The sequence below is a fragment of the Streptomyces sp. NPDC059452 genome, from assembly GCF_042750035.1.
GTDB lineage: Bacteria > Actinomycetota > Actinomycetes > Streptomycetales > Streptomycetaceae > Streptomyces.
The window spans coordinates 1-12,808 of the sequence record NZ_JBHYVE010000026.1 but is presented as its reverse complement, the minus strand read 5'-3'; the positions used below and the strand labels follow the sequence as shown (position 1 = coordinate 12,808).

The following is a 12,808-nucleotide window of genomic DNA, read 5'->3' as shown; positions in this document are numbered from 1 at the left end:
TCATCACATGATGGCATGCCGAAGCCGGGGGTGTCGCCCGAACTTATGCGCTCCGATGCTCAGTTGAGAGTGCAGAGGGAATCGAACTCGCCCCTCTTGGCGCCGTCGACGAACGCCTCGAACTCCGCGCCCCGGAAGATCAGCGCGGCCCCCGCGGGGTCGGTCGAGTTACGGATCGCGATGCCGCCCTGAGGCAGCGCGGCGAGTTCCACGCACATGCCGTTCGCTTCGGACTTACGGCTCTTCACCCACCGGCCCGGGATGAGGTCAGCAGCCATGCCGTTCGTGAACTCCTGCATAGGAATCCACCCTCCCTGTTCGATGATCCTATTTTCTCTGTCTTCCTCGCCGTGGCACACGAGACCGCCTGGTGGAGGCCCCGTGAAATCCCGTGATGCAATTTCATGGCCCGGCGGAATCACATGCTAGCGGCAGGAAATCGAACAAGGCTGTCCCACGTAAGGGTGGACCTAGGGGCGCGCAGAGCACGGATGGCGGGTAACACCATGGCGAATTACGCGTGCGCCTCCCGCACCCTGTCGGCCTCCCGGCCCTTTCCGTGCCTTCCCGGCCTCCCGACCACCCCTCCTGTGCCTTCCTTCCCCGCCTTGCGGCCCCTCTCGCGCCCTCCCCCTCTCTTACGGGCCGCCGCGAGCTGCGGCGGCCCGTAACGGGTCGGTCAGCGGCGGCCGTAGTGGAAGAGCCGGGAGCGGGCCTTCTCCGGGGTGAGGCCGAGGGCGGTGCCCATCCGCTCGCCCAGCGGGTCGTCGGCCTCCGCGTGGAGCGCGGCGGTCCGGCCGATGTAGCAGGTGGTCCGCTCCAGGGCCGCGATGGCCCGGATCGCGGCCAGCGGAGCATCGGCCGCGAGACGGTCCAGCCGTGTCTCGATCCGGTCGAGCAGTTCGACGACGTCGTCGGGCAGCGGTACGGCTCCGGCCTCGACCTCGGCGACGTGCCGGTCCCACTCCTCCTCCGGGCCCGTGGTGTCGAAATCGTAGGGCTGCCACCGGTCCACCCGGTCCCAGTCGATCGGGTAGAGGGTCTCGCCCCGCCAGCCGCACGAGCACGCTCCCCGCATCCGCGTCGCGAGAGGCGCTCCGAGCGTCCCGTCGTAGACCCACCAGTCGGTGCTCCGATGGACGTTCGGTCCGCTGCCGGCGTCGAAGTAGACCGGCCCCGGCTCGGTGCCGTCCGCCAGCATCACCCCGGGCCGCCCCTCGTGGGATGCCTCAAACTCCTCGGTCGACCACATGGTCCCCACCGCCTCTCCGCCACTGTTGTTCTCACCGCCCAGCCGCTCCGAGCGGTACGTTCCGCTCCCCCGGACAGAACAGTGCCAGGCCGGGAAGGGTGCGGTCCGGCCTTTCCCGAACCTGCCGGGGAGGGCGGCGGCGGCCTCCGGAGCGCGGTCAGGCCAGGTCGAGGCGTACGAGCTCCTGCCGCGATCCCACACCGAGCTTCGGATACGCCTTGTAGAGGTGGTGCTCGACCGTGCGGGGGCTGAGGAACAGCTGCGCGGCGATCTCCCGGCTGCTGCTGCCGTCCTTGGCCAGCCGCACCACTTGGAGCTCCTGCGGGGTCAGCCGGTCGATCGGGTTGTCCGCCGGCATCCGCACCGCTGCCCTGTGCTCCCCGGTGGCCTGCAGTTCGGCACCGGCCCGCCGCATCCAGGGCTCCGCCCGCAGCCGTTCGAAGGTGGCCAGCGCGGACCGCAGCATGTCGCGCGCCTCGCTGCGCCGCCGGGCCCGGCGCAGCCACTCCCCGTACAGGAGTTCGGTGCGGGCGCGTTCGAAGGGTCGGCCGCCCTTCTCGTGCAGGTGCAGCGCCTGCGTGTAGTGCTCCGGCCGGTCACCGATGAGCGCCCGGCACCGGAGTGCCACCGCCTGTGCCCAGGGCGTGGTGGTCGTGGACCGCGTCCAGCGCTCGAAGTGGCGCAGCGCCTCCTCGGCGCGCTCCGGCTGCCCGAGCCGCACCGCGGCCTCGATCTGATCCGCGGCGGTGGAGAGGGACAGCCAGGTGTACCGGTCCGGGCCGGGCGGCGGCGGCTCCAGCCGGGTGAGTGCCGACTCGAAATCGCCCAGCCCCAGGTCGAGCAGGACGCGTGCGCACTCCACTCCGGTGTGCGGCCCCCCGGGCGTGGTCTCCGCGAGTTCACGGACGCGTCGCGCGTCCCCCTCGATGGCCGCGATCCGTGCGCGCACCGCGCCGAGACGGGCCAGGCGTCGGCTCGTCCCGGTGTCCCGGGCGATCTCCTCCGCCTCCGCCACCCCGGCCTCGGCATCCCGATGCTGCCCCGCCAGAACCTGAATCTCCGTCAGGATACCGAGGGCGTACGGGAGTTCACCGATCAGGGAGTGGGAGCGGCACCACCGCACCTCCGCCGAGGCCAGGTCGAGCGCCGCCTCGTCGTCGCCGAGGAGCGCGCCGCAGGTGAGCGCGAGCATCCGGACGGCCTGTTCACCGGCCTCGGGTCCGTCGGGTGCGTCGAGCCGTCCGGCCAAGAACCCTGCGAGCAGCGGCAGTCCGTGCTCGGCGTCGTCCTCGCAGAGCCGTTCCAGCCCCTCGACCAGCGGATCGGCGCGACCGCCCGCCGCGAGTCGGCCCGCGGCGGCGCGCACCGCGTCCCGGTCACCGGCCAGCCAGCCGTAGGCGGCGGCGGTACGGAGGGTGTCGGCCGTCTCCGTAGTGGCGGCGTCCCCGACGCGGGCCAGCAGGCCGCGGGCGGCTTCGCTCCGGTCGCCCAGCTCGAAGACGACCGCCGCGCGCACCGAGGCGAGCCGGGCTCCGAGGGCCGGTTCCTCTGTCAGCTCATCGGCCTCCTGGGCAAGTCGGTCCGCCTGGGCGGCGTGGCCCGCGGCGAGTGCCAGCGTGGCCGCGTCGGCCAGCCAGGAGGCGCGCTGCCGGTGGTCGGTGGCGATCCGGGCGGCATGCCGGAACAGCCCCGAGGCCGCTGCGTACGCGGTACGGCCCCGGGCCCGCTCGGCCGCCGCGGCCAGTTCCAGGGCCATCTTCTGGTCGGGTCCCGTGGCCACCGCCAGCAGATGGCGGGCGCGGCAGTCGGGGTCCTCGGCGGCCTCGGCCAGCGCCCGGTGCACGGCGATCCGGCGGGCGAGCACCGATCCCTGGTACGTCGCCGAGGCGATCAGCGGGTGCCGGAACGTGACGGTGCCGTCCATGACGTACAGCAGTCCGGTCCGCTCGGCCTCCTCCAGGTCGCCGAGGCCCACCCCCAGCAGCTCCGACGCCCGGAGCAGCAGGGGCAGATCACCGCGCCCCTCGGCCGCCGCGACGAGCATCATCAGCCGGGTGCGTTCCGGCAGTCCGCCGATCTGCGAGCGGAACCCCAAGAGCACGCGGTCCGCGACCGGAAGCGGGACGTGCTGGTGCTGCTGGTCGCGCCGCGCGGCGTCGAACTCGATGAGCGCGAGCGGGTTCCCCGCGGATTCGGTGATGATCTGGGAGCGCAGGGCAGGCGCTCGGCCCCGTGCGGCCAGCAGCCGCGAGGAGTCCTCGAAGCCCAGCCGGGACAGCCGCAGTTCGGGGATTCCCGGGGCGGCGAAGCCGTCCTCCCGGCAGGCCAGCACCATGGCCACACCCTCGGCGGACAGCCGGCGGGCGGCGAACAGCAGGGCCTCGGCCGTGGCCTGATCCAGCCACTGGGCGTCATCGACCAGGCAGAGCACCGGACCGTCCTCGGCGAGATCCGCGAGGAGGGTGAGCACCGCGAGACCGGTGAGGAAACGGTCCGGTCCGCGCTCCTGTCCGGTGCCGAGGACCGCCCGCAGGGCCGCGGCCTGCGGTGCGGGCAGGGCGTCCAGGCGTTCCTGTACCGGCCACAGGAGCTGGACCAGACCGCCGAAGGCGAGATCCGCCTCCGGCTCGACACCGGTGACCCGCAGGATGCGCAGCGCGCCGCCGCCGTTCCCCTCGTCCCGCCCTGCCGTCCCGCCGTCGTTCGCGTTGTGCTGCCCCGCCGCCCCGGCGTCGTTCCTCTTGTCCCGCCCTGCCGTCCCGGCGTCGTTCCCGTCGTCCTGCACCGCCGTCCCGGCGAGCCGGTCGAGCAGTGCCGTCTTGCCGATGCCCGCCTCGCCCCGCACCAGGAGAGCGCCACTGCGCCCGGCGCGCGCCCCGGCCACCAGCCGCTCCAGCCGCTCCTGTTCGGTGGTTCGCCCGTACAGCACCGACGTCCCCCTCCACCCGTTCGAGGACCCGCCCGCATGCCATCGGTCCACGGCCCCATGCTACTGACTCGTGCCTACGTACCCGGAGCGGTACCGCGCCCACGCAGCCGGAGCAGCACCACGCCTACGTAACTGAAGCGGCCCCGCGCCTACGTAACCGGAGCGGCCCCCTGTCTACGTAACCGGAGCAGTAGAGCCTACGGATTCGCCGCGCGAGCTCCGCTCCTACCGTCGTGATCAGAACAACCGCTGTTGATCACGATCTCTGGAGAGACCATGGACGAGCTGTTCACACCCCTGCGGCTGGGCAAGATATCCCTGCCGAACCGCCTGGTCATGGCACCGATGACCCGCAGCCGCTCCGCCGACCGCTCCGTGAACGCGCTGACCGCCGAGTACTACGCCCAGCGCGCCGGGGCGGGGCTGATCATCACCGAGGGCACCCAGCCGAGCGTGATCGGTCAGGGCTACATCGACACCCCCGGTCTGCACTCGCCGGAACAGGCCGCGGCCTGGCGGGTGGTGACCGGCGCCGTGCACGACGCGGGCGGGCGGATCTTCGTACAGCTCATGCACTCCGGCCGGGTCGGCCACCCCAGCCTCTACCCGGACGGGGCCCTTCCGCTGGCGCCCTCGGCCATCGCCACCGGCAGGCAGATGTACACCCCCGGCGGCAAGCTGGACCACCCCGTGCCGCGCGAGATGACCCTGGAGGACATCGCGCGGACGGTGGAGGACTTCGTCGCCGCCGCCAAGTACGCGGTGGACGCCGGGTTCGACGGGGTGGAGCTGCACGGGGCCAACGGCTATCTGATCCAGCAGTTCCTGGCCGACGGCTCCAACCACCGCACCGATGTGTACGGCGGCTCGGTGGAGAACCGGGTGCGGTTCGCCGACGAGGTGGCGCGGGCGGTCGGCGACGCGATCGGGCCCGAGCGGGTGGGCATCCGCCTCTCCCCCGGTTCCACCAGCGAGGGCGTCGGCGAGAGCGACCCGGCCGGGCTGTACCGCACGCTGATCCGCACGCTGGCTCCGTACAACCTCGCTTACGTGCACATCATGGAGTTCGGCCACCGCGAGGTCACCGAGCTGATCCGGGCCGAATGGCCGGGCACGCTGATCCTCAACCCGCACCGGACCGGTACGGAGGCCTCCGTGACCGCCGAAGCCGCGCTGGAGGTCCTGCGGGACGGCCTCGCCGACGCGGTCAGCCTCGGTTCGCTCTGGCTCGCCAACCCGGACCTGGACCGGCGCATCCGGGTCGGCGGCCCGTTCAACGAGGCGGACCCGACCACCTTCTACGGCGGCGACCACCGCGGCTACACGGACTACCCGACGCTGTCCGCCTGACCTGATGACGGCCCGGCACACCGGGCGGTGCCGGTGTGCCGGGACCGCGCAGACACAACACCGCCCGCCCCCTCCCCCTCCCTCACACTGGAGAACTGATGAGTGACTCCCTCGCGGGGCCGGGCGCCGCCCGCCCCGCGGACGCGGATTCCCGGGCGCCGGGCGGCGCCCGTATCCCCACCTACTGGCTGGGGTTGATGGCAGGCCCGCTCTCGTTCGGTATCGCCGGGCCCGCCCTGATCCTGGAGGACATCGCCTGGGACCTGTCCACCTCCACCTCCACCGTCACCTGGGGCGTGACCGCCTTCGGCTGGGGCATCGCGGTGGGCACGCCCCTGATGACCGGGCTGCTGCGGCACCGCGGGGCACGGGCCGCGCTCAGCGCCTGCGGAGCGCTGGTACTGCTCGGCGCCCTCCTGGTCCTCACCGTGCCGCTGCTGCCGGCCGTCATCATCGGCTGCGCGCTCCAGGCGCTCGGCACCGCCGGGCTGACGTCCATCGCGATGAGCCTGACGGACTCCGCCCGCTCGATGGGCTTCGTCACCGCCTCGCTGGCGGTGGTCGGCTCCACCGCCCCGCTGGCCGGTTCGCTGGTCAACGACGCGCTCAACTGGCAGGCGACCCTTGCCCTGCCCGCGATCAGCCTGATCGGTCTGCTCGTGGTCATCCGGCGGGTCTCCAGCAGGCCGACCTCTACCGCCGCCTTCGACGGGATCGGCGCGGTGCTGCTCACGGCGGTGGTCACGGCACTGGTCTTCGTCCCCCACTACCCGCCGGTCGCCGGGATCCTCTCGGTGCTGACGGTGGGTGCGCTCCTGTGGCATCTGCGGCGCAGGCCGCAGGGGTTCGTACCGGCGGTGGTGGTGCGCAGCCCCGTCTTCCTGCTCTCCTCGGCCCTGGCGTTCCTGCTCGCGGCGGTCAACTTCGGGATGGTGTTCGCGGTCCCGGAAGCCCTCTCCGACCACACCTCCTGGTCGAGCGGCCGGATCGGAGCGGCCATGCTCTGGCCCCTGCTGCTGGGCGGTGCGCTGTCGTGGGTGGTGGTCGCCCTCTCGGCGAAGGTCGGCCGGCAGCCGGTCGTCATCACCCTGGTCGCCCTGAGCATCGCCGGGGTGGCGCTGGCCTCGCTGAGCGTCGTGGCGGTGCTCCTGCTGTTCGCCCAGGCCCTCGCCTCGATCGCGGCGGCCTCCGGCCAGGGCGTCTTCGCGGTGCACTCCACCGGGGCCGTGCCGGAGGAGGAACGCCCGGCGGCGATCGGGCTGTTCAACCTCTGCTACCTGCTCGGCGCGGCCTTCGGACCGGCGGTCGTCTCGCTGCTGTAGGCCGCCCGGGGCTGTCGCCCACGTACGGTTCGCACGGGAGCACCCGGCCCTGTTCCGGGCGGTGTTCGCGGAGCCCTGCGACCCCACCAGTGAGAAACGGGTCCGTCCGGGCCGGTGTGCGCCTTACTGTCGTTCCACGGATGGCAACCGGGTGGTGACACCCGGTCAGGCAGTGGGAGGGGATCCAACGATGGTCCATGCCCGTACGTACCCTTTGTGGCGGGATCTCGCGATGAGCGAGAGCCTTCCCGAGGAAGCTCTCAAGACGGTGATCGACGCCCTGTGCCTCCCGGCGGGGCGACGCCCGCACCACTTCGACTCCCGGGACGAACAGTGGCGGGAGGAGGCGTTGCGGGCCGCGCTGCCCGCGCTGCTGGCCCGCACGTCCGCCAAGCGGCTTCGGGGCCGGCTCCTGGCGCAGGCCGACGAGACCTTGATCGGCTCCCTGGCGGTCGCGGGCACGGTGACCGTCGCCGACCTGCCCGCCATCCTGCGTACCCGCCGGGTCTGGGCCGGGCTCGTCACCGGACTGGCGCGGCACCCGGAACAGGTGGGGGCGGCCATCGCCCTGCTGCCCCGCCTCACCGCCGGGGAACTGGAGCAGGTCGTCCGGGACTGGGACCCCGGCCGCTACACCCGCGGGAAAGGGGACGCACCGGCTCCGCCGATTCCGCGGTCCCTCTTCGACGCCGTACTGGAAGCCTCCCTCGCTCCTCTCGCGGCGTTCCTGCTGCTCCCCCGGCGTGAAGAGGGCTGGGAGACCGTGCCCTCCTTCTCCGACGACTGGTCGCTGGAGCTGGGCGGCCATACCGGCTGGGCGATGCTGGCCAGGTGCCCCGAGCGGTGGGCGGAGCTCGTCGCACACCCCACGCTCGGGGCCGCCGTCCGTCATCTGCTGCTGGACCGGGCGGAGATCCAGGCGCGCGAAGACGCATGGGTCCACTCCGCCACCGGTTCCCATCTTGGTGAAGAGAAGCCCTCCGCCGCGGAGGGCCCTGCACCCGCGCTCAGCGAGGAGCTGCTGCTCGCCTGTCTTCCGGCGCTGTGCCTGCCCGAGCTGTCCGAACTGCCCGACCCGGCGGCGACCGCCCGCAGGACCCTGCACCACATCGCCGACCGGGTCCGGAACAATCCGCGCCTGGCCGAGCTCGCCACCGGTCAGCTGCGCGCCGCCGCCGATGCCCTCGTACGCCGCGGCCGGCTGTTGGGCCCGGCCGAGAAGCGGGACGACGACTACGCGTTCGACAACCGCGTCCTGCGCCTCGCCCAGGACCTGGCGCTCCTCGGCGCCGACCCCGGGCACCTGGCCGAGGTGTGTGTCCAGGTGGCCGCCCTGGGTCAGCCGGCCGTCGTCTCCCCCGCGCCGAGCCCGGTTCTCCTCCGCGTGTTCGGTGACGACACCGACCGGGACCGTCCTGCCGCCCTCCTGGAGCGCCACTCCGAGCACCGCCGGGTCCAGGCGCTGGCCGCCCTCGCGGCCAATCCGCACACCCCGCACGCCGCCGTCCGTGCCGCTCTCGCCGGCCTGCACCCCGCCGAGCTGGCCTGGATCGCCGAGAAGGCCGAGGGCCCCGACTGGTTCCTGCGTGCGGCGGCGGCCGTACCGGTCGAGGACGAGGAGGACGGTGTGCTGCGGCTGCTGACCGACGACGAGCTCGACCGGTATCCCGACCCGGCTGCCGTCCTGCAGTCCTGGCTGGACTCCCCCGCGCTCGACGAGACCCTCTCCCGCTCCGAGATCCACCGGGCCCTCATCAAGTCCCGTCACCGCACGCTCGACCACCTGCTCCAGCTCCCGGCCGATGAGGTCCTCTCCGACCATGAGCCGGGGGTCGCGCTGCCGATCCTGCTGGACCACTGCGGGCGCAGCGGCGACCGGTGGGCGGCCCTCGCCACCGCCATGACGTTCGCGTACGACGAGGAGAAGATCACCCTCGGCGAACTGCTCGACTCCCTGGACGGCACCCTCAGTCCCGGTACGTCCCCAGCGGCCGCCATGAAGGGCACTCCGTAACCGGCCTCTCCGAAACCGGCCTCTCCGACCCGGAGGCTGGGGCAGACGCCCGGTCCCGGCGGACCGGTCCCCGGTCTCGGCCGGTGGGGAAGACTGGGCCCATGAGAGACATCGTTTTCACGCGCCGGAGCGGCTGGATCCCGAACGTGATCCGCGAGGACGGTGAACTGAAGCTGATGCTGGGGGCCGGGGCCGACGCCAACCACGAGCCGCGCACGTTCACGTTCCCGATCGGGGAAGCCCATCTCGCGGTGATCCAGGAGCATCTGGACAGACACCTGCTGCTGTGGAGTGCGGTCCTTCCGCTGTGCGACGCCGCCGGGACCCGGGGCCGGCTCGACGAGAGCGCCGCTGTCGCGCTCCTGGACCCGGTCCTCCTCTCCGCGACCGCGGACGTCGACGCGCTCTTCCGGCGCATCCCGTGGGACAGGGGCCGGCTCATCGCCCACGGGGCCGACATCGATCTGCTCGAACGCGGTCAGGTCTGCGCGGCCCTGCGCGCGGCAACCGAGACGTCCGACGGGAAACGGGCTCAGGAGTACCACGCGCACCGCCGTCGTGCCGAGCGCGGAGTGGTGCTCGGTCCACTCGGGGCCGCGGTTCTGCAGTACACGGGCCAGTACCCGCACGGCTCGACGGTTCCGCGACGGATGCCCGATGCCGTCGAACCCGCGCTGCTGCCCGAGGTCGTACGGGTTGTCGCCATCGCGGAGCAGGCGTGTGCCGGGATGCGGATCGGCCGCGATCCACGGCGGGGGAAACGTGCCACGGACAAGCGCGACTGGGACCGGATGGCGACGGCGGTCGAAGCCGCCGTGCGCCGTGCGCGGCCCGAGCTCGCCGATGACGCGGTGCGCAGCGTGAGCTTCCTGATGTGCTCGGAGGCCGCGGGCCGCTCCAGGAGCGCGCCCATCGAGGACGACGAGGCGGATGCCGACGACCTCGCCGCATTCGGCGGGGACGCGAGGAAGACGGCCCTGTCCTTCACCGACGACAAGGACGTCGAGAAGAAGTGGGTCCGGGAACATCCCCGCACCGCCACCACGGAGTTCTGGGAGTTCGTCGGCGATCGCTCGGCGGCGGACAACGAAGTGTTCACCATCGAGGACGAGGAGATGGGCGAAGGGATCCAGCTCCACTTCTACGCGGACTCCATCGCCCGGGTCACGACGGTGCGGGAGGGCGAGGGCGGGGCGGATCCGGAGTACCGGGTCGAGTACAGCCTCGTCGACGGGATCGGCGGGTACCGGAAGCTGGTGCGTGCCTTCGTCCTCGGCGGCTGCGCCGCACTCGGACAGTACGGCCCCTGGTTTTCGGACGCCGCCGAGTTCGAGCGCGCGCGTCGGCGGCGCGACGCCGAGTAGTGGTGGTCCGCTCCCCCGGCCTCCCACCGCCTGAGTGCACGGGCCGTCAGTGGTCCGGGCGCCCGCCCCGGCGCGGTGTGCGGGTGCACCAGCCGATGATCGTGGCGTTGACAGCCGCTCCGACGGCGATGGCGATGGCGATGGCGATGGCGAACACGACGCCGTTGTCCGGCAGCACGAGGAACAGGAAACTGACGGGGGCGGTGGCGAGGAACGGAATGACGGCTGCCATCGACTCGGCCGGTGATGATGCGGGTGGCGGCCATGCCGTCCAGTTGAGGCATGCGTACGTCCATGATGATGACGTCGGGAGCCAGTTCCTCGGCGAGCCGTACGGCGGAGACACCGTCGGCGGTCTCGCCGACGACCGTCATGTCCTCCTCGGCGTCGATCACGGCGGCGAATCCACCTCGGTCTCGCTCAAGGCGAAGCTCACCGACAAGCGGGGCAACACCTACCAGGTCACCATCGTGAAGGCGTACCTGCTCAGATAACCGGCCCTGACGGCCACTCACCAGCGCAGACCGAGTCCCGCCCGGGGAGTCGCCCGGTCGGGACCTGTCGTTCGGACTCAGCCCCGGTACGTCTCCAGCAGCCGCAGCCACACCTCGCTGATCGTCGGATACGCCGGAACCGCGTGCCACAGCCGGTCGATGGGAACCTCTCCCGCCACCGCGACCGTCGCCGAGTGCAGGAGTTCGCCGATGCCGGGGCCGACGAACGTGACGCCGAGCAGGGTCTCGCGGTCCAGGTCCACGACCATCCGGGCGCGGCCCTTGTAGCCGTCGGCGTAGAGGGCGGAGCCGGCGACCGAGGCGAGGTCGTAGTCGACGGCGCGCACGCGCCTGCCGGTGCGTTCGGCCTCGGCGAGGGTGAGGCCGACGGATGCGGCCTCGGGGTCGGTGAAGACGACCTGGGGGACGGCCGCGTGGTCGGCGGTGGCCGCGTAAGGCCTCCAGGGGGCCGTGTCCAGGTCCGCGTCGCGGGCGCGGGCGGCGATCGCGGCGCCCGCGATACGGGCCTGGTACTTGCCCTGGTGGGTGAGGAGCGCGCGGTGGTTGACGTCGCCGACCGCGTACAGCCAGTCCGTGCCCTCGACGCGGCAGCTGTCGTCCACCGTGAGCCAGGAGCCGGGCTCCAGGCCGACCGTCTCCAGGCCCAGGTCGTCGGTGCGGGGTGCGCGGCCGGTGGCGAAGAGGATCTCGTCGGCCTCGATCCGGGTGCCGTCGTCCAGTTCCACGGTGACCGGGCCGTCCGGTGCGGGGCGGTGCACGGCGGTCGCGGAGACTCCCGTACGGATGGTGGCTCCGGCCTCCGTCAGCGCCTCGGCCACCAGCTCGCCCACGAAGGGCTCCATCTTCGGGAGCAGGCCTCCGCCCCGGACCAGCAGCGTCACCTGGGCGCCCAGCGCCTGCCAGGCGGTCGCCATCTCCACGCCGACCACTCCCCCGCCGACCACCACGAGCCGGCCGGGCACCTCCTTGGCGCTGGTGGCCTCGCGGCTGGTCCAGGGGCGGGCCTCCGCGATGCCGGGGAGGGCGGGGACGACGGCCCTGGTGCCGGTGCACACGGCGACGGCGTGGCGCGCGGTGAGGCGGTGCTCCGTGCCGTCGGGGGCGGTGACGGTGACCGCGCGGGGGCCGGTGAGGCGCCCCGTACCCCGGTGGATGTCGGCGCCGGTACCCTCCAGCCAGTCGGCCTGCCCCTCGTCCTTCCAGTGGCTCGTCATCTCGTCCCGCCGGGCGAGGACCGCCGCCGCGTCCAGGGGCCCCTGCACGGCGCCGCTCAGACCCGGGACGCGGCGGGCGTCGGCGCGGGCGACCACGGGGCGCAGGAGGGCCTTGCTCGGCATGCAGGCCCAGTACGAGCATTCGCCGCCGATCAGCTCGGACTCCACCACGGCCGCGCTCAGCCCCGCCGCGCGGGCCCGGTCGGCCACGTTCTCCCCCACCGGACCCGCACCGATGACCACCACGTCGTACTCGGAAGCATCCACTGTGTCTGTCATGGAAACAGTGTCGTCGCGCGTGTGCGCCCCGGCCACATGGGCAGGCGGAATACCGCACGTGCAGTCACCGTTGTGCCGGACAGGTCCGAACGGGCACAGGAAGAGGTATCTGGAGTATGAGCACCGTCGAGCTCACCAAGGAAAACTTCGATCAGGTCGTCAGTGACAACGAATTCGTCCTGATCGACTTCTGGGCTTCCTGGTGCGGCCCCTGCCGACAGTTCGCGCCGGTCTACGACTCGGCGTCCGAGCGCCACCCCGACCTGGTCTTCGCGAAGGTCGACACGGAGGCGCAGCAGGAGCTGGCCGCCGCCTTCGAGATCCGGTCCATTCCCACGCTGATGATCGTCCGGGACAACGTGGCGGTGTTCTCGCAGCCTGGTGCCCTGCCCGAGGCGGCCCTGGAGGACGTCATCGGCCAGGCCCGGAACCTGGACATGGACGAGGTGCGCAAGTCCGTCGAGGAGCAGAAGCGGGCGGCGGAGGCCGGGCAGGGGCAGCCGGAGCCTCAGTAGCCGCCCGTTCCGGCGCACGGCGCGAGCGCGCCCAGGGCCCCGGCCATCCGGCAC

At 72.5% G+C, this 12,808-nt stretch carries 10 protein-coding genes and 2 pseudogenes; 6 read left to right on the top strand and 6 right to left on the bottom strand.

Translation table 11 applies throughout. The features are described from left to right. Positions 1-59: 59 nt before the first annotated feature. The 3 genes from ACFW9Z_RS28335 to ACFW9Z_RS28325 form a co-directional block, all read right to left on the bottom strand. Entirely contained in the window at positions 60-278 is a 219-nt protein-coding gene (locus ACFW9Z_RS28335; protein WP_384645423.1) for a DUF397 domain-containing protein, read from the bottom strand. Positions 279-679: 401 nt separating this feature from the next. Next, positions 680-1,252, bottom strand: coding sequence for a hypothetical protein (locus ACFW9Z_RS28330; protein WP_384645490.1), 573 nt, complete (start codon positions 1,250-1,252; stop codon positions 680-682). A 157-nt stretch (positions 1,253-1,409) separates the two neighbouring features. Continuing rightward, positions 1,410-4,181: a LuxR C-terminal-related transcriptional regulator gene (locus tag ACFW9Z_RS28325; protein WP_384645422.1), complete on the bottom strand. Its 2,772-nt coding sequence runs from the start codon at positions 4,179-4,181 to the stop codon at positions 1,410-1,412. Positions 4,182-4,457: 276 nt separating this feature from the next. On the opposite strand from ACFW9Z_RS28325, the gene ACFW9Z_RS28320 reads away from it, so the two are divergent. The 5 genes and pseudogenes from ACFW9Z_RS28320 to ACFW9Z_RS28300 all read left to right on the top strand — a co-directional run bounded on the left by ACFW9Z_RS28320 (position 4,458) and on the right by ACFW9Z_RS28300 (position 10,231). Beyond that, positions 4,458-5,531: an alkene reductase gene (locus tag ACFW9Z_RS28320; protein WP_384645421.1), complete on the top strand. Its 1,074-nt coding sequence runs from the start codon at positions 4,458-4,460 to the stop codon at positions 5,529-5,531. Between the two features lie 98 nt (positions 5,532-5,629). Continuing rightward, positions 5,630-6,853 carry an MFS transporter gene (locus ACFW9Z_RS28315; RefSeq protein ID WP_384645420.1) on the top strand — a complete coding sequence of 408 codons (1,224 nt, stop codon included), beginning with the start codon at positions 5,630-5,632 and terminating at the stop codon, positions 6,851-6,853. Positions 6,854-6,863: 10 nt separating this feature from the next. Further along, positions 6,864-6,957: pseudogene (locus tag ACFW9Z_RS28310) on the top strand (TetR family transcriptional regulator); the annotation flags it as partial. A 128-nt stretch (positions 6,958-7,085) separates the two neighbouring features. Then, positions 7,086-8,867: a hypothetical protein gene (locus ACFW9Z_RS28305; RefSeq protein ID WP_384645419.1), complete on the top strand. Its 1,782-nt coding sequence runs from the start codon at positions 7,086-7,088 to the stop codon at positions 8,865-8,867. Between the two features lie 101 nt (positions 8,868-8,968). Continuing rightward, the gene (locus ACFW9Z_RS28300) at positions 8,969-10,231 is read left to right on the top strand and encodes a DUF6357 family protein (RefSeq protein ID WP_384645418.1); all 1,263 of its coding nucleotides are present in this window, start codon (positions 8,969-8,971) and stop codon (positions 10,229-10,231) included. 46 nt (positions 10,232-10,277) lie between these two features. Here ACFW9Z_RS28300 and ACFW9Z_RS28295 read toward each other — a convergent pair whose 3' ends face one another. The 3 genes and pseudogenes from ACFW9Z_RS28295 to ACFW9Z_RS28285 form a co-directional block, all read right to left on the bottom strand. Next, positions 10,278-10,463 carry an SCO4225 family membrane protein gene (locus tag ACFW9Z_RS28295; protein ID WP_384645417.1) on the bottom strand — a complete coding sequence of 62 codons (186 nt, stop codon included), beginning with the start codon at positions 10,461-10,463 and terminating at the stop codon, positions 10,278-10,280. Further along, positions 10,453-10,692 (bottom strand): annotated as a pseudogene (locus tag ACFW9Z_RS28290) (response regulator); the annotation flags it as partial. The gene ACFW9Z_RS28295 and the pseudogene ACFW9Z_RS28290, both read right to left, overlap by 11 nt. Positions 10,693-10,802: 110 nt before the next feature. Further along, positions 10,803-12,239, bottom strand: a complete 1,437-nt coding sequence (locus tag ACFW9Z_RS28285; RefSeq protein WP_384645416.1) for a dihydrolipoyl dehydrogenase family protein — start codon at positions 12,237-12,239, stop codon at positions 10,803-10,805. Positions 12,240-12,355: 116 nt separating this feature from the next. Here ACFW9Z_RS28285 and trxA point away from each other — a divergent pair, with 116 nt between their 5' ends. Continuing rightward, positions 12,356-12,754 (top strand): thioredoxin, encoded by a 399-nt coding sequence (gene trxA, locus ACFW9Z_RS28280; protein WP_384645415.1) that lies wholly within the window; start codon positions 12,356-12,358, stop codon positions 12,752-12,754. Positions 12,755-12,808 lie beyond the last annotated feature (54 nt).